Annotated in this window: 21 protein-coding genes; 15 read left to right on the plus strand and 6 right to left on the minus strand. The window is 64.3% G+C overall.

Annotated elements, in window-relative coordinates; all coding sequences use genetic code 11:
* Positions 1 to 24: 24 nt before the first annotated feature.
* Together GGR00_RS08215 and GGR00_RS08220 are read right to left on the minus strand one after the other, a co-directional pair.
* Complete coding sequence (locus GGR00_RS08215) at positions 25 to 1,413, minus strand: TolC family protein (protein ID WP_162244955.1); 1,389 nt, start codon at positions 1,411 to 1,413, stop codon at positions 25 to 27.
* 373 nt (positions 1,414 to 1,786) lie between these two features.
* Entirely contained in the window at positions 1,787 to 2,713 is a 927-nt protein-coding gene (locus GGR00_RS08220; protein WP_246441319.1) for a transglutaminase-like cysteine peptidase, read from the minus strand.
* Positions 2,714 to 2,968: 255 nt separating this feature from the next.
* Between GGR00_RS08220 and GGR00_RS08225 the strand changes: the two genes are divergently transcribed.
* From GGR00_RS08225 to GGR00_RS08260, 8 genes are all read left to right on the plus strand, one after another.
* Positions 2,969 to 3,673, plus strand: a complete 705-nt coding sequence (locus GGR00_RS08225) for a thermonuclease family protein (RefSeq protein WP_184699129.1) — start codon at positions 2,969 to 2,971, stop codon at positions 3,671 to 3,673.
* Positions 3,674 to 3,828: 155 nt separating this feature from the next.
* The gene (locus tag GGR00_RS08230; RefSeq protein ID WP_055981413.1) at positions 3,829 to 4,617 is read left to right on the plus strand and encodes a GGDEF domain-containing protein; all 789 of its coding nucleotides are present in this window, start codon (positions 3,829 to 3,831) and stop codon (positions 4,615 to 4,617) included.
* A 363-nt stretch (positions 4,618 to 4,980) separates the two neighbouring features.
* Positions 4,981 to 6,042 carry a hypothetical protein gene (locus GGR00_RS08235; protein WP_184699131.1) on the plus strand — a complete coding sequence of 354 codons (1,062 nt, stop codon included), beginning with the start codon at positions 4,981 to 4,983 and terminating at the stop codon, positions 6,040 to 6,042.
* Between the two features lie 282 nt (positions 6,043 to 6,324).
* Complete coding sequence (locus tag GGR00_RS08240) at positions 6,325 to 6,996, plus strand: amino acid ABC transporter permease (protein ID WP_184699133.1); 672 nt, start codon at positions 6,325 to 6,327, stop codon at positions 6,994 to 6,996.
* On the plus strand, positions 6,996 to 7,667 hold the full coding sequence (locus GGR00_RS08245; RefSeq protein WP_055981420.1) for an amino acid ABC transporter permease: 672 nt from the start codon (positions 6,996 to 6,998) through the stop codon (positions 7,665 to 7,667). The genes GGR00_RS08240 and GGR00_RS08245 overlap by 1 nt, the downstream gene beginning before the upstream one ends.
* Entirely contained in the window at positions 7,667 to 8,398 is a 732-nt protein-coding gene (locus GGR00_RS08250; protein ID WP_184699135.1) for an amino acid ABC transporter ATP-binding protein, read from the plus strand. The genes GGR00_RS08245 and GGR00_RS08250 overlap by 1 nt, the downstream gene beginning before the upstream one ends.
* Position 8,399: 1 nt before the next feature.
* Complete coding sequence (locus GGR00_RS08255) at positions 8,400 to 9,323, plus strand: isoaspartyl peptidase/L-asparaginase (protein ID WP_184699137.1); 924 nt, start codon at positions 8,400 to 8,402, stop codon at positions 9,321 to 9,323.
* Between the two features lie 20 nt (positions 9,324 to 9,343).
* Entirely contained in the window at positions 9,344 to 10,141 is a 798-nt protein-coding gene (locus tag GGR00_RS08260) for a transporter substrate-binding domain-containing protein (RefSeq protein ID WP_055981435.1), read from the plus strand.
* Positions 10,142 to 10,318: 177 nt separating this feature from the next.
* Here GGR00_RS08260 and GGR00_RS08265 read toward each other — a convergent pair whose 3' ends face one another.
* Positions 10,319 to 11,317 carry a LacI family DNA-binding transcriptional regulator gene (locus tag GGR00_RS08265; protein ID WP_184699139.1) on the minus strand — a complete coding sequence of 333 codons (999 nt, stop codon included), beginning with the start codon at positions 11,315 to 11,317 and terminating at the stop codon, positions 10,319 to 10,321.
* Between the two features lie 85 nt (positions 11,318 to 11,402).
* On the opposite strand from GGR00_RS08265, the gene GGR00_RS08270 reads away from it, so the two are divergent.
* Both GGR00_RS08270 and GGR00_RS08275 read left to right on the plus strand, forming a co-directional pair.
* Positions 11,403 to 12,317, plus strand: coding sequence for an ROK family protein (locus tag GGR00_RS08270; protein WP_184699141.1), 915 nt, complete (start codon positions 11,403 to 11,405; stop codon positions 12,315 to 12,317).
* Between the two features lie 7 nt (positions 12,318 to 12,324).
* Entirely contained in the window at positions 12,325 to 13,056 is a 732-nt protein-coding gene (locus GGR00_RS08275) for a copper homeostasis protein CutC (RefSeq protein WP_184699440.1), read from the plus strand.
* On the opposite strand, the gene GGR00_RS08280 is transcribed toward GGR00_RS08275, so the two are convergent.
* The 3 genes from GGR00_RS08280 to GGR00_RS08290 are packed head-to-tail and all read right to left on the minus strand — an operon-like array spanning position 13,053 to position 17,897.
* Positions 13,053 to 14,609 carry a SpoVR family protein gene (locus tag GGR00_RS08280; RefSeq protein ID WP_055981447.1) on the minus strand — a complete coding sequence of 519 codons (1,557 nt, stop codon included), beginning with the start codon at positions 14,607 to 14,609 and terminating at the stop codon, positions 13,053 to 13,055. The genes GGR00_RS08275 and GGR00_RS08280 overlap by 4 nt on opposite strands.
* Positions 14,610 to 14,618: 9 nt before the next feature.
* Complete coding sequence (locus GGR00_RS08285) at positions 14,619 to 15,935, minus strand: YeaH/YhbH family protein (protein ID WP_184699143.1); 1,317 nt, start codon at positions 15,933 to 15,935, stop codon at positions 14,619 to 14,621.
* A 12-nt stretch (positions 15,936 to 15,947) separates the two neighbouring features.
* Positions 15,948 to 17,897, minus strand: a complete 1,950-nt coding sequence (locus GGR00_RS08290; protein ID WP_055981454.1) for a PrkA family serine protein kinase — start codon at positions 17,895 to 17,897, stop codon at positions 15,948 to 15,950.
* Positions 17,898 to 18,301: 404 nt separating this feature from the next.
* Here GGR00_RS08290 and GGR00_RS08295 point away from each other — a divergent pair, with 404 nt between their 5' ends.
* The 5 genes from GGR00_RS08295 to GGR00_RS08315 all read left to right on the plus strand — a co-directional run bounded on the left by GGR00_RS08295 (position 18,302) and on the right by GGR00_RS08315 (position 23,135).
* Positions 18,302 to 18,739, plus strand: a complete 438-nt coding sequence (locus GGR00_RS08295; protein ID WP_184699145.1) for an OsmC family protein — start codon at positions 18,302 to 18,304, stop codon at positions 18,737 to 18,739.
* A 135-nt stretch (positions 18,740 to 18,874) separates the two neighbouring features.
* Positions 18,875 to 19,825, plus strand: coding sequence for a sugar-binding transcriptional regulator (locus GGR00_RS08300; protein WP_055981457.1), 951 nt, complete (start codon positions 18,875 to 18,877; stop codon positions 19,823 to 19,825).
* Positions 19,826 to 20,025: 200 nt separating this feature from the next.
* Positions 20,026 to 21,336 carry an ABC transporter substrate-binding protein gene (locus GGR00_RS08305; protein ID WP_184699147.1) on the plus strand — a complete coding sequence of 437 codons (1,311 nt, stop codon included), beginning with the start codon at positions 20,026 to 20,028 and terminating at the stop codon, positions 21,334 to 21,336.
* A gap of 91 nt (positions 21,337 to 21,427) precedes the next feature.
* A complete protein-coding gene (locus tag GGR00_RS08310; protein WP_184699149.1) occupies positions 21,428 to 22,300 on the plus strand; it encodes a carbohydrate ABC transporter permease in 873 nt (290 codons plus the stop codon).
* A gap of 10 nt (positions 22,301 to 22,310) precedes the next feature.
* The gene (locus GGR00_RS08315; protein WP_055981469.1) at positions 22,311 to 23,135 is read left to right on the plus strand and encodes a carbohydrate ABC transporter permease; all 825 of its coding nucleotides are present in this window, start codon (positions 22,311 to 22,313) and stop codon (positions 23,133 to 23,135) included.
* Positions 23,136 to 23,152 lie beyond the last annotated feature (17 nt).

Genomic DNA, 23,152 nt, shown 5'->3' on the forward strand with positions numbered 1-23,152 from the left:
GGGGCTGCCGTCAGGCAGACACCCCTACTTCTTTCTGACCGGAGCGAGCAGGTCGAATGGCATGTCGTTGACCTGCTCCGACGGCGTCCGCGCATAGGTCTCGGTGTCGGCGGTCGCCGGCACGTTGAACTCGCTGCGGGCGTAGGCGGCAGCCTGCTTGGCCGGTGCGATGTTCATGGTCTTCAGCAACTGGCCCGTCGCGGCCAACAGCCGGTATTCGGCGAACAGCGACGCGAATGATGCGGTGTTTGCCAGCGTCTCGGTGTTGAAGCGCGTGTTCTGCGCGTCGAGCACGTCGAGAAGCGAACGCTGGCCGACCTTGAATTGCTCGCGATACGAGGTCACCAGCCTGTCATTGGCGACGGCCTGCTGGCGCAGCGTCTTGGCGAGGTCAGCCTGGCGGAAGCGGCGATCCCAGGAGATGCGCACGGCTTCTTCGATCTCGCGCTGCACCTGGTGCATGGCAAGGCGCTGCTCGCTGACGCGGCGGATCTGTTCCTGCTCGTTGGCCTTGTCGATGCCGCCGCGATAGAGGTTCCAGCGCAGCACCAGGCGGGCCTGCAGGTCGTTGGTCTCGTCGGCCGAGCCGTCGATGTCGTTGCCGACGCGGGCGCGGCCTTCAGCCACCACTTCCGGGCCGTACTTGGCGCGCGCTGCATCGACCAGCGACGCCGCGGCGTCGATGTCGCTGCTGGCCATGTGGATGCGCGGATTGTTGCGGCGGGCAAGGCCGATCGCATCGTCGAGCGAGCGCGGCAGGGCCTTGGCCACCGAACCGGGCTTGGACGGGCTGACCAGCGGTTTGCCGACGGTCTTGAAGAAGCGGATCTTGGAGGCTTCCAGCTCTTCGGACGCCTCCTGCACGCGCGCCTTGGCGGCGAACAGGCGTTCTTCGGCCTGCTGGCGGTCGGCGTCGGTCAGGGCGCCGCCCTGGATGCCTTCGCGAATGTCGCCGAGGATCGACTGGTGGAAGCCGAGATTGCGCTTGGCTTCGCCCACGATCTGGGCCTGGAGCACGTATTCGAGATAATCCTGGACGACCGAAAGGCCGATGAATTCGGAGCGTTCGAGCACGCGAAAGGACGCGCCGTCGACGCGCGAGGCCTGCCGGGTGAGCTCGGCGCGGCGGGCGCCGTTGTCGAACAGCTTCTGGGTGACGACGACGCCGGCTTCAGACGGATAGAGCGCATCGTCTTCGATCGACAGGGCGCGGCGCGAGGGATTGTCGAGCCGGCGTACGCCGGTCGAGGCTTCCAGGTCCACGCTGGGGAGGTAGAGACCCTTTGCCTGCCGCAGTTCGAACTCGATCGCTTCGCGGTTCTCGATGGCCTGGCCGATCTCGGGATTGGATTCGACGGCCACCGCCATCGCTTCCTTCAGCGACAGCGCGCTTGCTCCGTTGCCCGACAGCATGGTCGCCGCCAACAACACCGCCAGCCGCTGCGCCAGGCGCCCAAAATTCAACTGCATCTAAACTCTCCCCACTCCATCCCGACATTCGTCGCAGCCGGGATCCCAATCCGTACCCGCCGTGAGCAATTATCCAGCGGCGCATGAAAATCGACAGCTATTTGATAGTCCAGAACCTGAATCGGGGGGCATTGTGCTATTTGGTCAAAGCACTGATGCAAAAATACTACATTTCCGGCTGCAAAATTTGAATTTGTTAATGAACGTCGAGGTTGTGCACAGAGGGGCCGCGTGCCCGGCATGTCAGGCCAACCTGTAATTGTCCGGCAGGCGCGCGGGCGATTCCATGCTTCATCGTCTTTGGGCCGCCGGTCCACTATTGCCGCACCGGGCCTTCGCCGGGCGCGATCGTTGTGAAATCGTTGCCGACAGAGGCGATTTGCGCCGATCCTGACCGTGCGCCATGGATCCAGGCGCGGTCGGTGCTGAACGAATAGAGCGGGACGTAGCTCCTGTAGACGTCGTCGCCGGCCACGGTGTTGCTCAGATTGTCGAGGATGAAGTTTCCACTTTGGGTGGCAACCGACAGCACGGCATGAAACACGCCGCGGCCGGTGTCCTTGAGTACAACTAGGGACATGCTCCGTGCCGGCACGCCGGCCTCGATCAGCGCCGCCATCTTGAGGATGACATAGTCTTCGCAGTCGCCGACGCCGCGCGACAGTATTTCCGCAGGCTTGGCCCAGTAATCCAGGTTGCCGTAGACTGCGTCGTCCTGGCGGTAGGCGATCATCGTGTTGACGGCGCGGTTGACGCTGGCAAGCTTGTCCATGAACTTCTTGTCGCGGGCGCCCGTGGCGACGGCCGCAAACTCGGCGCCCCTCTTGCCGCAGTTCGCCTCGGCGCAGTCGTTGATCTTGCTGTAGACCTTGGCCCAGCGGCCTGCGACCGGGAAGTTGCGCATCGGAATGGCAACCGAGCCGAACACGCCTGGCACGATGGCAGCGGTCTTGATCGGATCGATGCCCGCGGGAACGTCATCCTTCGAAGCGGTGCGCACCGCCAGGCTGTAGCCATCGAAGTTCGGGCCGAACTGGAAAGGTTCGCTTGTGGCGGCCGCTGCCGGCGGTTGCGGCAGCATCAGGCCGCCGAGGAGCTGCATGGCGCTTGGCTGGTTCAGTGTGGGCGCTTCGGCGTCGGAACCCTCGCTTGCATGGGCGCCGGGCAATGCGATGGCAAGAAGAGTTGCTGCCGCAAATATGTTCAATCCGAACTTCGAAACGTTGGTTGATGTTGCTTTCATGTCGCCCACCTATTTTGGTGAACGCTAGCAACATCGTCTCAAATTATCGGAAAGGAACAAAGGTAATCGGGAGATAATCTTCAATGTACGCTTTAAATCGAATTTTATGCGAATTTTATACTTTGGCTCGGAAGGGCTGGCGCTGCGCCGCGATCCGTGGCCTTGTTGGCCCCGAGCGGAGGAGTGCGGGCAGCCTGGCATGGCAAGTGGCAGATCTGAATTCTGGATGGTCTGGTGCGGGCGAGGGCGGGTTCGATGACGCCGGCGCGGAAAATGCTGGTTCATGCCGGGGCGGCCCTGGGCATCGGCGCCGTCGCACTGACCATCATGGCGGCGAAAAGCGCCCATCGGCCGTCGCAGCCGATATTCGATCCCGTGTCGACCCAAGTGCGGGCGCTGCCGCCGCCTCGGCATCAGGGTGCGGCCGCCGCCGTGGCGCCGCCGAGCCCGGCCCGACCGATCTCGCCCGAGGTGGTCGCACCTCCCGAGATCGCCAGGCTTGAATTGGAGCGCATCGAGGCGAGGCCGCCTCTCGGCGATCTCGGGCTTGCCCCGCCGCCCAAGCGAATCGGGCCGGACGACTGGGAGGGCACGCTGCTCTATCGTCCCGTGGTGACCTCCTCGGCCTCGTTCGAGGCGATGGGCTACACCATTCTCCTTTCCGGCACGAAAGCCATCGGCAGCGACCAGATTTGCGCGTTCGAAGGCATCTCCTGGCGTTGCGGCGAGCGCGCCCTGCTTGCCTTCAGATATTGGCTGCGCGGCCGCGCGCCCCTGTGCCAGGTATTCCCGCCGGCCGAACGCCAGCCCGTGGCGGCCGCCTGCAGGTTGGGAAAACAGGACGTCGGCGCCTGGCTCGTCTCCAATGGCTGGGCCCATGCGCTGCCCGGTGGTGGCTATGAAAAGGCCGAAGAGGTGGCGCGGAAGGCCGGCATGGGCATGTTCGGCCCACCGGATTGATCGGCATAAATCGACGCAGCAAGTGGCTTCGGCCTGTTCAAAAGCACCGGTTTCGCCTAGTTTCCGGCAGATCCGTCAAATTGTTCGTATTCACAGAGGGAATGTTTCATTCTCACCGGATAGATCGATTCGACATGAGAGCGGAGGGATCTGGCGTGGACAATTCGGGTGCGGGGAATGCGGGTCGTGGCTGGGCGCCGGTCGCCCGCTATGCGTTGATGGGCTCGGCCGCATGCGCAGTGGTTGCGGCGGGCGCCGCGGCACTTTTGTTTCAGGGCCAGGGCGATCCCGTGTTCTGGCGTGGCGTCATTGGCGCCGGCGCCGTAGCCGGCCTGGTCGCCGCACCGCTGCTCGCCATCGTTGCCAATGAACGGCGCAAGTTCGGCGCGCTGAAGTCCGAGGTCAGCCGGCTGTCGTCGACCGACGCGCTCACCTCCTGCCTCAACAGCGGCGTCTTCGCCAATCTGATCGATGCTTTCCGCGGCAACTCGACGTCGGGCGGTCGCCGCCAGGGCGCCCTGCTCGTTGTGGAGATCGATGATTTCCGTGCCATCAACGCCAAGTTCGGCCATGCCTGGGGCGACGAAGTGCTGAAGAGCGTCGCCGGAACGATCAAGTCCTCGGTGCGCGCCGGCGACCTGGTCGGCCGCATCGGCGGCGAGGAATTCGGCATCTTCCTGCCCGGCACCAGTCGCGAGAACGCCGAGCGCGTTGCGGAGCGTATCCGCGGCACGGTCTCCGACACGGTGCTCGAGCCGGGTGCCCGGCAGTTGCCCCTGTCGGTCAGCGTCGGCGCGGTGCTGTTCGAGGACCAGGTCGAGTTCGATGATCTGTTCCGTCATGCCGACGACCGCCTCAGCGAGGCCAAGGCGCGCGGCCGCAACCGCATCGAGTTCGCCGACATGCCGGCGCAGCCGGAGGCACGGCCGGGCCTCGACTCCTGAGGCCCATGCGGCCTTGCAGGCCTATTTGCGAAACCGGTAGAATCTTAACGGTTCGCGCAAGAATTCCTGAAATCTCAGCATGTCCTGATGTACCTGCTTTTCATCTGGCGGGGCAGGTACGTGGAAAATCCTTCGGGCGAAACGCGGCAACTTCGGCGCCTGGCGGCGATGGCCATGTGTCATGGCTGGCGCGCCGAGGCGATGCCGGCCGGGGTGACCCTGGAGCTTGAGTCCGCCTCGCCAATGGCAATCGGCGCACCCAATGTCTCGGCCTGCAACAGTTGGTTGCTGGCGCATATATCGCCAGTCTCTAATCTGTGGTGGGGCTTGATTCGCACACCGAACGGAGAGGGAGAATACCCGGTGTTCACAAGCAGAAAGTTCCTCGTCAGCGCAGTCTCGGCATTCGCCATCAGCGTTTTGCCTATCACCTTCGATTCTTCGTCCATCGTCAGTTTCGCCAAGGCCCATGCCAAGGGTGGCGATCATGGCGGTGGCAACGACAAGGGCGGCGGGAACGACAAGGGCGGTGGCGGCTCTGATCGCGGCAACAGCGGCGGCAAGGGCAAGGGCAAGGACGGCAACTCGTCGAAATCGGGTGGCAAGTCGGCCTCGTCGGGAAACCTGATGGACTCGCTGTTTGGTGGCGGCAACAAGTCTTCTGTCCAGAAGGCGAAGCCCGGTGCTGCGAAGAGCGCCAAGTCCAGGCAGAAATCGAAGACGCCCGAGGTTCTCACGGCGTCGGTCGGCAAGACCGCGAAGGAAAAGAACCTCAACGCACGGCTGGCCGGCCTCAATTCGCTCAATCGCAATTATCACGCCTATCTCAACTCCCAGTCGCCCAGGATGGCGCTCGTCCGCGAATTCGTGCTGCAGTCTGCGAAGGCCGACCTGGCGGGTGAAGCGCTGGCAGCAGCCACGGAAAAGGCGGCGCAATCGCAGTCGGCGTTGGATGCGGCCCTTGCCGCGATCGAGCCGTTTGACGGCAGCGCGCCGATCGCCGATCCGACCGCCGATGCGCTCCAGGCGCGACTGGACGAGCTGAACGGCATGGAGCCGCCGCTCGACGCAGCCGAGTTCGATGCCTTCAACGCCGAAAAGCAGGCTCTTTCGGATGCGCTGGCGGCTTCCGACCAGCTTGTTGCTGACGATCAGGCCGTGGCGGACGCCCAGGCGGCTGCCGACGCGGCAGCCGAAGGCACCACGGACGCGGACCTCAAGGAAGCCCTGATGGCGGCCGCCAACAAGAACCGCGTTGCCGAGTATGGCGACGACTACGTCAACGACGAGGTGATGGATTGGGCCAAGGGCGTCCTTGGTGTCGGTGACGCCTACGGCAAGATCGACCAGATCAAGGAAACCCTTCCGGTCGAAACGGCGGAAGCCGGGCCTGCGCCTGCTCCGGTGGTCGAGCCGGCGCCGTAGACCGCGCCGGCCGTCGTTCCCGTGGTGTTGCCGGCCAACTGATCGAGGCCGCGGGCCGGCAAACGGCCATGGCTGGCTTCAAGCGTTTTCAACCGCCGTCGGGTATCCCGGCGGCGGTTGTGTGTTGAAGTCCTTGCGGCGAGCCGTGCGCCAGCATGTTTGCACGCCGCCAGGACCGTTCGTCGGCATGAGAAAAACAGCCTGAAGTCCGTCGGCACCCGTTGACACGGGGGTGTCCGTTTTGCAGAGTGAAACCGGTTTCACTTTCCGGGAACGTGCCGCTTGAAGTTCGACCTGTCGATCCTCGCCAAGCATATCCCCTTCCTGCTGGAAGGGGCCTGGCTGACGTTGCAGGCCTGCACGCTGGCCGTGATCGGTTCGCTGGTGCTCGGCCTGGCCGTCGGTGCCATGCGCACGTCGGCCTCGCCGCTGCTCAACAGGCTGGCGGCGGTCTATGTCGACATCTTCCGCAACATCCCGTTCATCGTGCAGCTGTTCTTCTTCTATTTCGGCCTGCCCGAGATCGGCATCTACATCGATGCCTTCACGACGGGCGTCGTTGCGCTTTCGATCGCCGGCGGCGCCTTCACCTCGGACGTCATCCGCTCGGGCATCCTGGCAATCGACCCGGGTGTCATCGAGGCAGCACAGGTCAGTGGGCTGAAGAAGAGCACGATCTTCCGCAGGATCATCCTGCCGATTGCCCTGCGCGCCTCGATCCGGCCGCTCGGATCGGTGTTCGTCAACCTGATCCTGACGTCCTCGATCCTGTCGACGATCACCCTCAACGAACTGACCGGTTCGGCCAAGATCGTGGCGTCGAACACGTTCAGGCCCTTTGAGGTCTATTTCGTCCTGCTCGTCGCCTACGCAGCACTGACCTATACGGTGTCGATCCTGATCGGCATGCTGCACCGCCATCTCAACCGTCACCAGGCGGAGGGGGCGGTCTGATGCGCTACGGGGATTTCACGCCGTTCGACATCGTGCTGCTGCTTCAGGGCCTCGGCGTCTCGCTGGCGCTGTTCGTCTCGACGACGCTGATTGGCCTGGTCATCGGCACGGCCTGGGCGGTGATCCGCTTCTATCGCGTGCCGGTGCTGGCCCAGATCGTCGCCTTCATCGCCGAGCTGCTCAAGAACTCGCCGGTTCTGGTGCAGCTGTTCCTGGTCTTCTTCGGCCTGCCGGCCTTCCTCAAGATCAACGTCACGCCGACCGAGGCCGCCGTCATCACGCTCTCGGGAAACAGCGCCGCCTTCATCTATGTCATCGCGGTGTCGGCCATCGAGTCGGTGGGGCGCGACCAGATCGAGGCGGCGCGGGTCTTCGGCCTCACCCGCTGGCAGATCCTGCGCCGGGTCATCGCGCCACAGGCGGCAGCCTTCGCCATTGGCCCGCTCACCGGGCTCCTGGTCAACCAACTGCAGGTGACCTCGCTGATCTCGGTCATCGGTGTCATGGACCTGACCAAGGTCGGCAATATCCTCAACCTGCGCACGCTGAAGCCGTTCATCGTCTGGACCGCCGTCGGCGCGCTCTATTACCTGACCGCAAAGCTGGTCGCCTACGCCGGAGGCCGCTTCGAAAAGCGGCTCAGGGCGCACACGGCATGGAGAGGCCTCTGATGATCAGCGTATCGGGTGTACGCAAATCCTTTGGCGCGGCCACCGTGCTCAATGGCGTCGATCTCGAAATCCGCCAGGGCGAGGTCGTCTCGGTTCTCGGCTCCAGCGGCTCGGGCAAGTCGACGCTCATCCGCTGCATCAACGGCCTGGAGAAGATCGACGCCGGCAAGATCACGGTCGACAATTTCGACGTCTCCAAGCCGCGCGAGCTTTCCGAGGCGCGCAAGCGCTCCGGCACCGTCTTCCAGCTCTTCAATCTCTATCCGCACATGACCGCGGTGCAGAACGTGGCACTTGCCCCCGTCGAGGTGTTGAAGGTGCCGCGCAAGCAGGCCGAGGCCGAGGCGCGCGAGCTGTTGAAGTCGGTCGGGCTGAGCGATCGGGCCGACGCCTATCCCTCGCAGCTCTCCGGCGGCCAGCGCCAGCGTGTCGGCATCTGCCGGGCGCTTGCCATGAAGCCGAGCTACCTCCTGCTTGACGAGGTCACCAGCGCGCTCGACCCCGAGATGACCTCGGAGGTGTTGTCGATCCTGGCCAAGCTCGCCAAGGGCGGCACGACGATGGTGTTCGTCACCCACGAGATCGAATTCGCGCGCTCCATCTCCACGCGCATCGCCTTCCTCGACAAGGGCACGCTCATCGCCGACCTGCCGACCGAGGAGTTCTTCTCCGACAAGGGCATGGCCCTGCCGCGCGTGGCTCAATTCCTCTCCAAGATGCGTAAAGACTGAAATGATCCTGCTTGCCAATTCCGAGGCCTGGCCCGGCTTCTCCAAGAGCGTCGACCTTCTGAAGGCTGGCAGCCATGGCATCGATGCCATGGTCGCCGGCATCAGTGAGGTAGAGCGCGAGGTCAAGGTCCGCTCGGTCGGCTTCGGCGGCTGGCCGAACATGCTGGGCCGCATGGAATTCGACGCCGGCGTCATGGACGGCACGACGCGCGAAGTGGGTTCGGTCGGTGCGGTGCCGGACACCATTCCGGTCGCCGCCCTTGCGCATGAGGTGATGAAGCGCCTGCCGCATGTCATGCTGACCGGCGACGGCGCGCGCCGCTTCGCCACCGAGATCGGCTTTGGCGTCGACGAGACGCTCTACGAAGACAGCAAGCGCGTCTGGTGGCAGCGGCTCGAAAAGGAGCTTTCGCCCGAAGAACTGGCGAAATTCCCCGACGTTCCGCTGGCGCCGCTCAGCCGCACCATCACGGATCCCGAGCGGGTGCGCGACACCACCGTGTTCCTGTCCAAGGACAGTACGGCCGGGCTCAACGTCGTCACCTCGACCTCCGGCTGGGCCTGGAAGTATCCGGGCCGCTTGGGCGACTCGCCCATCCCCGGCGCCGGCTTCTATGCCGACAGCCGCTTCGGCGCCGCCGCCTGCACCCATACCGGCGAGATGACGATGCGCTGCGGCACCGCCCGCACCATCGTGCTTGCCATGCGCCTCGGCCATTCGCTGGAGCAGGCGATTGCGCTTGCCATCGAGGAGCTGCGCGAACTGAAAAGCGGGTTCCTCGCCGGCGTCGTCATCCATGCGCTGGATGCCAACGGCAACCACAAGGTCGTCAGCCTGAATTGCGAAGAGCAGATCAAGTACTGGTTCTGGGACGAAAGCCTGCCCGAGCCGGAACATCGCTTCGCCGAACCGTTCACATCCTAACAACCCGAGGGAGAGGGAAAATGAAGAACCTGATCACAAAACTGGCCGGCATGGCGCTTGCCATCGGCATGGCGGCCACGGGCGCTGCCCAGGCCGGCAAGATCGATGAGATCCGCGAGCGCGGCACCGTCCGCATCGGCGTGTCGCTCGGCGGCGAGCCGATCGGCTTCCGCGACGCCCAGAACAATCCAGTCGGCTATGACGTCGACGTCGCCACCATGCTCGCCGAAAAGCTCGGCGTGCCGGTCGAATTCGTCGACGTGTCGGGCGACGCCCGCATCTCGATGCTGGTCTCCGGCCAGATCGACATCGCCGTCGCCAACACTTCGGCGACGCTCGAGCGCGCCAAGTCGGTCGACTTCTCGATCCCCTACAACCGCGCCGGCCTGCGCATCATCGTCCAGAAGGACGCCGGCATCACGTCGCTCGAAGGCCTCGCCGGCAAGAAGATCGTCGTCGGCCGCGGCTCGACGGGCGAAACCTTCATCAAGACTGCGGCGCCTCAAGCCGAACTGGTCTACACCGACAACTTCTCGCCCGAAGGCGTGCTGCTGCTGCAGCAGAAGCGCGTCGACGCCGCCATCGAGGACTCCTCGCTGCTCGACTATCTCGCCACCAAGAACGAGAACCTGGTGACGCTGCCGGGCCTGCACTCCAACGACCCGATCGGCATCGCTGTCGCCAAGGGCGACGAGGGTTTCGTCCGCTGGATCGACATGTTCGTGTCGGACTACATCCAGAGCGGTGCCTACGAGACCAACTACAAGAAGTGGTGGGGCGAAACCGCCAATCCGCCTGCGCTCACCCCGCTCTGGTAAGGCATGCAACGGGGCGCGCTGCGCTGCCCCTCATCCCCTGCCGGACCTTCTCCCCGTAACGACGGGGAGAAGGACGAAGCGGCAACGCCGATGCCCCCCTCTCCCGGTCCTTCACGGGGAGAGGGTAAGGGTGAGGGGCGACTTAGTTCTTACCCGGCGAGTTCGACCATTTTCGCCCTACGACGTCGCCCGGGGCACGAAGAAGGTCGGCACCGTCACGTCGGCCTTGCCGTCGGCGAATTCGCCCGGACGGCTGAGGAAGCGCAGGATCTCGCCGACATAGGCTTTCTTGTCGTAGCCGATGGACGAGATCGGATAGGCTTCGAAGTCGGTCAGCGACAGATTGTCGAAGCCGTAGAGCCTGAAGCGCCTGGGTTGATTTTGCGGGAAGCCGTCGCGATGAACGTCCATCACGCCCATCGCCATCGCGTCCGACGTGCAGAACACCGCGTCGACATCGGGCCAGTCGCCCGATTGCGCCATCTGCCGGCCGCTGGCGTAGGAATAGTCGCCGCGCAGCTCGGCAACGAGCCGGATGCCGTGCAGCTGCATCTCGGCCTTGTAGGCGGCGACGCGGATCTGCTCGACCGGCGAGGACACACGGCCGGTGACGAGGGCCGCAGTGGCGACCCCTTTGCCGGCGGCGTCGGCCACCGCTTCGGCGATGCCGATCGCCTCGTCGGGAACGACCGAAGGCGAGGAGCCGTCATGCATGCCGTTGAGCATCAGCACGTCGTCGCTGCGGAACATCTTGCGCACGCTTGCGGCGTCGGCAAAATCGGAGAACACCAGTGCTGCATCGACATGGTAGGCGACGCCGTTGCGCAGGAATTCCTCGATGCGCTCGACCGAGCCGACGCGCAGGAAGATGACCTGCTTTCCGATCGACTGGATCTCTCCGATCAGAAGGTCGAACAGGTCGAGGTCGGAGAAATCGTGGATGTGGTTGACGATGACCGCGATGAGATTGACCGTCTTGGTGGTCAGGCTGCGCGCCAGCAGATTGGGCTTGAAGCCCAGCTTCTCGGCTGCTTCAAGCACACGCGCCCGCTTGTCGGCCGACACCGGGCGGCTTTCGCTCGACAGCGCCCGCGAGGCGATGGCGCGCGACACGCCGGCAAGCTCGGCGACATCGGCGATGGTCGGCGACGTCCGTCGTTTGCGCGAACTGTCCATTGCTTCCTTTGCGCGGTATCGGTCATGAAATCCGGCGCGTCCGGCCGGATGCCCCGCCGCGGAATTTCTTTCGGGAACTGATTTGATGATTACCTGCTTCGACATTGGCGGTTCAACGATAAAAAGCGCCCGCGCCCGTTCGGCCGGCGAAATCGAGATCATCGACAGGGTGGCGACGCCGCTCGACGACTTCGATGCCTTCGCCGCCGTCATCGCCGGGCGCGTCGCGGCGGACAGGGGCCGCACGAAAGGCGTGTCGATCTCGATCGCCGGCGTCGTCGACCCCGCTTCGGGCAGCCTGAAATGCGCCAACATCCCTTGCCTCGACGGCAGGCTGATCGAAGCCGACCTCGAACGCGTCATAGGCCTGCCGGTCCGTATCGCCAACGACGCCGACTGTTTTGCACTGGCCGAGGCGACCAGCGGTGCCGGCAAGGGCCACCGCAACGTCTTCGGCGTCATCCTGGGCACCGGCGTCGGCGGCGGCCTGGTCATCGACGGCCGCATCGTTGCCGGTGCCGGCGGCTATGCCGGCGAGTGGGGCCATGGCAAGGCGCTGCAGACCGCGGTCGGCAAGCCGCCGGTCGAGGTCCCCCATTTCGCCTGCGGCTGCGGCCAGTCCGGCTGCGTCGACACCATCGGCGGCGCCCGCGGCATGGAGAAGCTGCATCACCTGCTCTGCGGCGAAGTGCTGTCGAGCACCGAGGTCATTGACCGCTGGCGCGCCGGCGAGGCCAGCGCCAGCCGCACCATCGACATCTATCTCGAACTGGTCAGCGTTCCCCTGGCGCTGACGCTCAACATCATCGGCTCGTCGGTCGTTCCGGTCGGCGGTGGCCTGTCCAACGTGCCCGAACTTATCGAAGCGCTCGACCGCGAGGTCCGCGGACGCACCCTGCGTCGCGCCGCCGGTCCGCTGGTGGTGAAGGCCGCGCTGACCACCGAGCCCGGCCTGCTCGGCGCCGCCGCCCTCGGCCTCCAGGAGATCGCCCGTGTCTGAAGCGACAATGCCTGAAAAGATCCTGCTCGAAGTCTGCGTCGACAGCCCCGAAGGCCTCGCCTCGGCGATTGCCGGCGGCGCGGACCGCATCGAGCTTTGCGCTGCGCTGGAGACCGGCGGCCTGACCCCGTCGCCCGGCCTGATGGCGCTCGCCGCCAAGGCGCCGATCCCGGTCTATGCCATGATCCGTTCGCGGCCCGGCGACTTCGTCTATGGCGACAGCGACATGGCGGCATTGCTGGCCGACATCGACGCCGTGCGCGCCTCGGGCCTCGAAGGCGTCGTGCTCGGCGCCAACCATGCCGATGGCAGCCTCGACCGCCAGGTTCTGGCCGGGCTGGCCACCCAGGCCAGGGGCCTGGGCATGACGCTGCACCGTGCCTTCGATCTCGCCGGACCGGACTTCGCAGGCGCCATCGACCTCGCCGTCGAGCTAGGCTTCGAGCGCATCCTGACCTCGGGTGGGGAAACGACGGCGCTGAAGGGGCTCGACGCGCTTGCCGCCTGCTTTGCCCATGCCGGCGACCGCATTGCCATCATGCCGGGATCGGGCGTCAATCTCGAAACCCTCGCCGCCATCCAGGCGCGGCTGCCTTTCCGCCAGGTCCACTCGTCTTGTTCGATGGCGGTCGACGCTCCCGCCGGCAAGGCGCGGGAGCTCGGTTTCGTCGCGCCGCGGCCGAAGCGCACCGATGCCGGCGTGGTGCGCAGGATGAGGGCTGCGCTGGACAGGCTCTAAGTCTTTTCGCCCAGGTCCTTGGTCGAGACTTCGTAGAGCGTCTTGTCGGTGGTGCCGTCGATGCCGACCATGCTGACCTCGTGGCCCCACAGGCGTTGGATGTAGCGCAGCGTCTCGTTGCGCGTATCTTCCTGCAGCGTGGTGCCGTGGTGGACCGTGTGCTTGATGCGCAGCTTGCGGTCGCCCTTGAGATCGGCGTCGACCGCCTGGATGTCGGGCTGCGTCACCCCGACATCGTAATTGTCGGCGAGACGCGAGCGCACGCGTTCATAGCCGCGTTCGTCATGGATCGCCGTGACCTCGTAATAGGGGTCCGAGGCCTCTTCCTGCAGCGAGAACAGCCGCATGTCGCGGATCAGCGCCGGACTCAGGAACTGCCGGATGAACGACTCGTCGCGATGCGTCGCCCATGCGTCGAGCAGCGTGCCGCACCAGTCGCCATTGCCGGCAAAATCCGGGAACCAGTCGCGATCCTCGGCCGTCGGCTCGGTGCAGATACGCTGGATGTCGCGCATCATGTTGAAGCCCAGCGTGTAGGGGTTGAGGCCGCCGTAGCGCGGGTCGTCGAAGGAGGGCTGGAACACCACGTTGGAGTGGTTCTGCAGCACCTCCAGCATGGTGCCTTCACTGATCTGGCCCTTGTCGAACAGCCGGTTCATGATCGTGTAGTGGGTGAAGGTGGCGCAGCCTTCGTTCATCACCTTGGTCTGGCGCTGCGGGTAGAAATACTGCGCGATGACGCGGACGATACGCAGGATCTCCCGCTGCCAGGATTTCAGCACCGGGCTGTACTTCTCCAGGAAATAGAGCAGGTTTTCCTCGGGATATTCGATCGCCGATTGCCGCTCCGACATGTCGGTCTCGACGCCGCGCGGCGCCTCGGCCTCGGGTGCCTGCGGCAACGTCCGCCACAGGTCGCTGAAGGTGCGCTCCTCATGCTCCAGCCGCTCGCGGATGCGCGCCTGCTCGCGTTCGACCGACAGGCGCGGACGCCGGCGATAGCGGAACACCGCCTGCGGCATCAGCGAATGGGCGGCATCCAGGACCGCCTCGACGGCCGCCGGTCCGTAGCGCTCCTCGCAGCGCGCGATGTAGCTCTTGGCGAACTCCATGTAGGCGAGGATGGCGCCGGCATCGGTCCATTGCTGGAACAGGTAGTTGTTCTTGAAGAAGTGGTTGTGGCCGAACGAGGCGTGCGCGATGACCAGCGTCTGCAGCGCCATGGTGTTCTCTTCCATGAGATAGGTGATGCAGGGATTGGAATTGATCACCAGCTCATAGGCGAGCCCCATGCGGCCTTTGCGGTAGAGGTTCGATTCGTGGACGAAATGCTTGCCGAAGGACCAGTGCTGGTACATCAGCGGCATGCCGATCGAGGAATAGGCGTCGAGCATCTGCTCGGATGAGATCACCTCGATCTGGTTGGGGTAGAAGTCGAGGCGAAGCTCGTCGACCGCGATCTCCTTGATCGCCTCATAGGCGCGCGACAGGTCGTCGAAGTTCCAGTCGGAACTGGTGAAGAGCAGTTGGGAGCTTTTGGCGCGATTCTCCACGTGGTGTCCTCATCCGCGTTTTGCCGGCGCTGGTGCCTTGGCGAACAACTCATGAAAGACGGGATAGATGTCCGACGGCTTGGCGATGCGCGTCATGGCGAAATTCGGCCACTCGGCGCCGACTTCGCGATAGGCGTTCCATAGCGACGTGCCGTTGTCGGCATGGCGGAACATCTCGCTTTCGCGCTCGTCGATGATCTCGACATAGGCGTAGTACTGGCAGAGCCGCATCAGCGTCTTGTCGAGGATCGACACGCAGCGTTCGGAGTCGTTGGGGATGTTGTCGCCGTCCGAGGCCTGGGCCGCGTAGATGTTCCAGTCCTTGCTCGGATAGCGCTCGCGGATGACGCGCAGCATCTCCTCCAGCGCGGTGGACACCACCGTGCCGCCGCTTTGGGTGCTGTAGAAGAACGTGTCCTCGTCGACCTCCGAGGCCTCGTGCGTGTGGCGGATGAAGACGATGTCGGTCTTCTCGTAGCGGCGTTTGAGAAACAGGTGCAGCAGCACGAAGAAGCGCTTGGCGAGGTCCTTCTCGCGCTCGCCCATCGAGCCCGAAACGTCCATCAGGCAGAACATCACGGCATTGGCGTTGGGGACCGGCTGCGGCTCGAACCGGTTGAAGCGGATGTCGATGGGGTCGATGTAGGGGATCAGCTTGCGCCGCCGCGCCAGCGTTGCCAGGTCCTCGCGCAGGACCATGATGCGTTGCAGGGTGGCGGCGCTTGGCCGCCTCTCACCCTCCAGTTTCTTGAGTTCCGCCGCGAGATCGTCGATCTCGGCCTGTTTCGGCCGCCTGAGCGCGATACGCCGGCCGAAGCTGTTGAACATCGTGCGTCCGACGCTGATGCTGGTCGGGTTGCCGCTCATCGTGTAGCCGGCCCGGCGCGGCCGGAAGGTCACCACCTCCTTGAGGTTGTGCTTGACCAGGTCGGGTAGTTCGAGGTCCTCGAAGAACAGGTCGAGCACCTCTTCGCGCGACAGCACGAACTGGAAATCGTCCTCGCCATCTCCCGACGATGACGGGTCCGAGCCCTTGCCGCCGCCGGCGGCCGGGCGGGGAATGCGGTCGCCCGTGCCGAAGGTCTTGTTGCCGGGAAGCACTTCCTCCCGGCGGCCGGTATGCGGCGCGCGCTGGAACGTCGGCTCGCCGATGCCCTTGCGCGGGATCGGGATGATCTGGTCCTGGTCCGCGGTCTCGATCTTGCCGGACCTGACCCGATCGTTGATCGCCCGTTTCAGCTCGTCACGTGCGCGCCTCAGGAAACGCTGCCTGTTGCCAAGGCTCTTGTCCTTGGGGTTGAGGCGCCGATCGATGAAGTTCGGCATGTGTGTCCCCGATCAGCCCGCCTTGTTAACCCGCATGTACCAGTCGACAAGCCGCCGGACCTGGCGCTGCGTGTAGCCGCGCTCGGTCATGCGCTCGACGAATTCGGCATGCTGTTTCTCGGTCGTGCTGTCGCGCTTGGCGCCGAAGCTGATGACCGGCAGCAGGTCCTCGACCTGGCCGAACATGCGCTTCTCGATGACCTCGCGCAGCTTCTCGTAGCTCGTCCACGACGGGTTGCGCCCGTTGTTCTTGGCGCGTGCCCTGAGCGTGAACTTCACCACCTCGTTGCGGAAGTCCTTCGGGTTGGCGATGCCGGCAGGCTTCTCGATCTGCGACAGCTCGGAATCGAGGATGCCGCGGTTGAGGATCTGGCCCGTGTCGGGGTCCTTGTAGTCCTGGTCCTCGATCCACGCGTCGGCATAGGCGATGTAGCGGTCGAACAGGTTCTGGCCGTATTCGCTGTAGCTTTCGAGATAGGCCTTTTGGATCTCGTGGCCGATGAACTCGGCATAGCGCGTGGCGATCTCCGACTTGATGAAATCGAGATAGGACTGCTCGATCTCGTTGGGAAACTGCTCGCGCTTGATCGCCTGTTCGAGCACATACATCAGGTGCACCGGGTCGGCGGCGATTTCCTTGGTGTCGTAGTTGAACGTCTCCGACAGCACTTTGAAGGCAAAGCGCGTGCTGACGCCCGTCATGCCCTCGTCGACGCCGGCGGCATCGCGATACTCCTGCATCGACTTGGCCTTGGGATCGACGTCCTTCAGGTTCTCGCCGTCATAGACACGCATCTTGGTGTAGAGCGGCGAGTTCTCGTGTTCGGTCAGCCGGGTCGAGACGGTGAAGCGGCTGAGGATGTCGAGCACCTCGGGCGCGCAGGGATTGCTCACCAGTTCGCTCTCGCGCAGCAGCTTCTCGTAGATCTGCCGCTCTTCGGTGACGCGCAGGCAATAGGGCACCTTGACCACCAGGATGCGGTCGAGGAAGGCTTCGTTGTTCCTGTTGCTCTTGAACTGCAGCCATTCGGATTCGTTGGAATGCGCCAGCACGATGCCCTGGAAGGGGAAGGCGCCGAAGCTTTCGGTGCCGTTGTAGTTGCCTTCCTGGGTCGCGGTCAGCAGCGGATGCAGCACCTTGATCGGCGCCTTGAACATCTCGACGAACTCCAGCAGTCCCTGGGTCGTGCGGTTCAGGCCGCCGCTGTAGGAATAGGCGTCGGGGTCGGCCTGGCTGAAATTCTCGAGCTTGCGGATGTCGACCTTGCCGACAAGCGCCGACACGTCCTGGTTGTTCTCGTCGCCGGGCTCGGTCTTGGCGATGCAGATCTGGCGCAGCCGCGACGGCGTCAGCTTGACCACGCTGAATTTGGAAACGTCGCCGCCGATTTCTTCGAGGCGCTTGGCCGCCCAGGGCGAAATCAGGCCGGTCAGCCGGCGCCGGGCGATGCCGTACTTGTCTTCGAGCAGATCGGCCATGCGCTCAGGATGGAACAGGCCGAGGGGTGATTCGAAGATCGGGCTGATCTGGCCGTTGATCTTGAGCGTGTAGATCGGCCGCTCTTCCATCAGCTTCTTCAGCCGCTCGGCCAGCGACGACTTGCCGCCGCCGACGGGCCCGAGCAGGTACAGGATCTGCTTGCGTTCCTCGAGCCCTTGCGCGGCATAGCGGAAGTAGCCGACGATCCGCTCGATCGTGTCTTCCATGCCGTAGAACTCGGCAAATGCCGGATAAATCTTGATTGTTCGGTTTGCGAAGATGCGCCCCATCCGGGGGTCCGCGCTTGTGTCGATCAGCGTGGGGGCGCCGATGGCGTCCACCATTCGCTCCGCGGCCGTGGCATACATTGCCGGCTGGTCGCGGCAGGCGAGCAGATACTGCTGGAGGCTCATCTCCTCGGTCGTCTGACTGCTGTAGATTTCCGAGAAGAGATTGAAGACGTCGGTTTCACGTGTTTGCATGGCACCCTCACAATGCCGAAGTCGGTGGGAGTGTAACACCACTTCGACCTTTTGCCTTCATCTCAACTTTCGTGAACAGCCAAAGTTCCCCACAGAATGTCGTGATCGAAGATTTAGTTTGCATGCATGGAATTGTGGCGGCGCATTCGCACTGGCGAACGGCGCGAGCGCACTGTCCATGGCGGTTTTCTGCCTGCGCTGAAGTTCAACTACGGGCTGTTTCCACGAGAGGCTGACCGCTCGAATGGATCGCGGCCAGTCGCCGGGTTTTTCGGCAGGCCGCCAGGCTCCATGTCGAAATCGCGGCCGCGACACAAGGTGACACTCGACGCTGCGACCTTCGCCCGGCTATGAACGACGACCGCATGGAGGCGGACAGTTTTTGCAGGGAAGGGATGGCTGTCATGAAGGCACGCATCAAATGGGTTGAGGATCGCACCTTCGTTGGCCAGTCCGGCAGCGGGCACAAGATCGTGCTCGGCACTTCCAAGGAGCCGGGCGGCCAGACCCCGGGGCCGAGCCCGATGGAGCTGATGCTGATCGGCGCCGGCGGCTGCTCGGCCTACGACGTCGTCCACATCCTGGAGAAGGGCCGCGAGGCGATCGAGGACTGCACCGTCGAGCTCGATGCCGACCGCGCCGAGACCGATCCCAAGGTGTTCACCCGCATTCACATGCATTTCGTGGTCAAGGGCCGCGGCCTGGCGCCCGCCAAGGTCGAGCGCGCCGTCAACCTGTCGATCGAGAAGTACTGCTCGGCCTCGGCCATGCTCGCCAAGTCGGCGGTCATCACCCACGACTTCGAAGTCGTCGACACCGCCGCGCCTGCCAGCGCCGGCTGACCCCGCTCCGACAAGGCACGGCCTCCATCTGTCTTGCCTTGTCCAATTGGTGCCGAGTAAATGCGCGATTGCCGGGCAATTGCGCATTTCCGAAAACCCTGCGAAACTGCCTCGGCAGATGATGAGGCACGACGCATGAGCTCCCGGAGCGAAAACCCAAGGCTCGACGAGGCCGCCCGCGCCGGCTGGCTCTATTATGTCGCCGGCAACACCCAGGACCAGATCGCCACCAAGCTCGGCGTCTCGCGCCAGACCGCGCAGCGCCTGGTGTCGCTTGCCATGTCGGAGGGCCTGATCAAGGTCCGGGTCGACCACCCGATCGCCAACTGCCTCGATCTTGCGGCCAGGCTCCGCTCGCGCTTTGCGCTCGACCTCGTCGAGGTCACGCCGAGCGATCCGGATTCGTCGTCGACGACGATCGGCATTGCCCAGGCCGCGGCCGCCGAGATCGAGAAATGGCTGCGCTCGCCCGAGCCGATCGTCATGGCCATCGGCACCGGCCGCACGCTCAAGGCGGCGATCGAGCAGTTGCCGCCGATGGAGTGCCCGCAGCACAAGGTGGTGTCCTTGACAGGCAACATCTCGCCGGACGGTTCGGCCGCCTTCTACAACGTCATCTTCACCATGGCCGACACCATCAAGGCACGTAGCTTTCCCATGCCTTTGCCGGCGATTGCCTCCTCGCCGGACGAGCGCCGCATGCTGCATGGCCAGCCCCTGATCCAGCCGACCTTGGCGCTTGCCGCCCAGGCCGACGTCACCTTCGTCGGCGTCGGCGACATGGGCCCCCAGGCGCCGCTCTACGAGGACGGCTTCATCACCGAAACCGAACTCAAGGCGCTGCAGAAGGCGGGGGCCGTCGGCGAGATCGTCGGCTGGGCCTTCGACCGCGACGGCAAGCTGATCGACGGCATCACCAACGACCGTGTTGCTTCCGCGCCGCTGCCGTCTCGTGAACGCTCGCTGGTCGTTGCGCTCGCCATGGGCGAGCGCAAGCTGCCCGGCATCCTTGCCGCCGTCACCAGGCGTCTCGTCAACGGCCTGATCACCGACGAACGCACCGCGGCAGCCCTGCTGGCCGCCTGAACCAGGCTCCCGAACCCGCGCCTTCCGACGCACGGGCGTGCCGTGCGGCCGCGCGCAATTCCCGGCTTTGCTTGCTCCATCTGCCGTCCTTCCGGCGGCGGCGTTGCCATGTCCAGATTCCTGCTTGACATAAATCACAGCAGATGAATAATTGCCCACAGCCAAGGCAAATGCTCACTTTGGCTTTTGGGAGGAATTCGATGAAACTGAACACGCTCTTCCTGGGCCTGTGCGGAGCGAGCGCGCTTGCGTTTGCCGCCCATGCCGAGACCATCACCATCGCCACGGTCAACAATGGCGACATGGTCCGCATGCAGAAGCTGACGGACGACTTCACCGCCAAGAACCCGGACATCCAGCTCGAATGGGTCACGCTCGAAGAGAACGTGCTGCGCGAGCGCGTCACCACCGACATCGCCACCAAGGGCGGCCAGTATGACGTCATGACCATCGGCACCTACGAGGTTCCGATCTGGGCCAAGCAGCAATGGCTTTTGCCGCTCGACGGTCTCGGCGCCGATTACGACGCCGCCGACATCATCCCGGCCATCGCTGGTGGCCTGTCCGCGGACGGCAAGCTCTATGCCGCGCCCTTCTACGGCGAAAGCTCGTTCGTCATGTACCGCAAGGACCTGATGGAAAAGGCCGGGCTGACCATGCCCGACGCCCCGACCTGGGAATTCATCGCCGACGCGGCCCGCAAGATGACCGACCGCGCCGCCGACATCAACGGCATCTGCCTGCGCGGCAAGGCCGGCTGGGGCGAGAACATGGCCTTCCTGACCGCCATGTCCAACTCCTTCGGCGCACGCTGGTTCGACGAGAAGTGGCAGCCGCAGTTCGACCAGCCCGAATGGAAGAACACGCTGCAGTTCTATGTCGACCTGATGAAGGAAGCCGGCCCGTCCGGTGCCTCCTCCAACGGCTTCAACGAGAACCTGGCGCTGTTCCAGCAGGGCAAGTGCGGTATGTGGATCGACGCCACCGTCGCCGCCTCCTTCGTCTCCAATCCGAAGGACTCGACCGTCGCGGACAAGGTCGGCTACGCGCTCGCTCCCGACACCGGTCTCGGCAAGCGCGGCAACTGGCTGTGGGCATGGTCGCTCGGCATTCCGGCCGGTACGCAGAAGGCGGAAGCGGCGCAGAAGTTCGTCTCGTGGGCAACCGGCAAGGGTTATCTCGACCTGGTCGCCTCGAAGGAGGGCTGGGCCAACGTGCCGCCCGGCACCCGCACGTCGCTCTACAACAACCCCGAGTACCAGAAGGCCGCGCCCTTCGCCAAGATGACGCTGGATTCGATCAACTCGGCCGACCCGACCAAGCCCACCGTCAAGCCGGTGCCTTATGTCGGCGTCCAGTTCGTCGCCATTCCCGAGTTCCAGGGACTGGGCACGACCGTCGGCCAGCTGTTCTCGGCAGCACTCGCCGGCCAGTCGAGCGTCGATGACGCGCTTGCCGGCGCCCAGACCGCTTCGGTCCGCGAGATGACCCGGGCCGGCTACATCAAATAGGCAGATCCTCCCTGCCTGGCCGTCCGGTCTCCCAGTCCGGACGGCCTCTTTCCAGACCTGACCTCATCTGCTCGAACGCAGGGTGAACGCCATGGCTACACGACAGACCAGCACGCTGGCGCGCTTCATGATGGCGCCTTCGGTGATCCTGCTCTTCATCTGGATGATCGTGCCGCTGGCGATGACCCTGTGGTTCTCGTTCCAGAACTACAATCTGCTCAATCCGGCCAATGTCAGCTTCGCCGGCCTGTTCAACTACAAGTTCTTCTACACCGACCCGGCCTTCTTCCAGTCGATCTGGAACACGCTGGTGCTGGTCGTCGGCGTGCTGTTGATCACCGTCATCGGCGGCATCGCGCTGGCGCTGCTGCTCGACCAGCCGATGTTCGGCCAGGGCATCGTGCGCATCCTGGTGATCTCGCCCTTCTTCGTCATGCCCCCGGTGGCGGCACTGGTGTGGAAGAACATGATCATGCATCCGGGCTACGGCGTCTTCGCCGACTTCGCCAAGTTCTTCGGCGCCCAGCCGGTCGACTGGTTCGCGCAGTTTCCGCTGTTTTCGATCATCATCATCGTCGCCTGGCAGTGGCTGCCTTTCGCGACGCTGATCCTTCTCACCGCACTGCAGTCGCTCGACGGCGAGCAGAAGGAAGCCGCCGAGATGGATGGTGCGGGCATTGTCAGCCGCTTCATCTACCTGACGATCCCGCACATCTCGCGCGCCGTCACCGTGGTCATCCTGATCCAGACCATCTTCCTGCTCGGCGTCTATGCGGAGATCCTCGTCACCACCAATGGCGGCCCGGGCTACGCCTCCACCAACCTGCCGTTCCTGATCTACCGCACGGCCCTGCTCGGCTACGACGTCGGCGGCGCATCGGCCGGCGGCATCATCGCGGTCATCCTTGCCAACATCGTCGCCTTCTTCCTGATGCGCGCAGTCGGCAAGAACCTGGACAAGTGAGGAGCAACCGATGGCACGCGCAGTTTCGACACGCCGCAAGATCGGCTTCACCGTTGCAGCCTGGGTGGTTGCATTGCTGATCTTCTTTCCGATCCTCTACACCATCATCACCAGCTTCAAGTCGGAGACCGAGGCGATCGCCGGCTTCAGCCTGGTGCCGTCGGGCACGCTGGAGAGCTATGCCGAGGTCCAGGCCCAGAGCAACTATTTCAAGTTCTTCCTGAACTCGGTGATCATCGCCGTGGGCTCGACCATCCTCGCGCTGGTCGTTGCCGTGCCTGCCGCCTGGTCGATGGCCTTCTCGCCGACCAAGCGCACCAAGGACATCCTGATGTGGATGCTCTCCACCAAGATGATGCCCGCGGTCGCCGTGCTGGTGCCGATCTACCTGATCTTCCGCGACACCTACCTGCTCGACACCCGCATCGGCCTGACCGTCATGCTGATGCTGATCAACCTGCCGATCGTGGTGTGGATGCTCTACACCTACTTCCGCGAGATCCCCGGCGAGATCCTGGAAGCCGCGCGCATGGACGGCGCCACGCTGTGGGGCGAGATCGTCTACGTGCTGACGCCGATGGCGGTGCCCGGCATCGCATCCACCATGCTGCTCAACATCATCCTGGCGTGGAACGAGGCCTTCTGGACCATCCGCCTGACCACCACCAACGCAGCCCCGCTGACCGCCTTCATCGCCTCTTTCTCCAGTCCGCAGGGGCTGTTCTGGGCAAAGCTGTCGGCGGCCTCGACGCTCGCCATCGCACCGATCCTGATCATGGGCTGGTTCTCCCAGCGCCAGCTCGTCCGCGGCCTGACTTTCGGCGCCGTGAAATAGTCCCCGCGGGAGGAAAC

The organism is Aminobacter aganoensis (genome assembly GCF_014206975.1).
In the GTDB taxonomy this organism is placed as follows: Bacteria; Pseudomonadota; Alphaproteobacteria; order Rhizobiales; family Rhizobiaceae; genus Aminobacter; species Aminobacter aganoensis.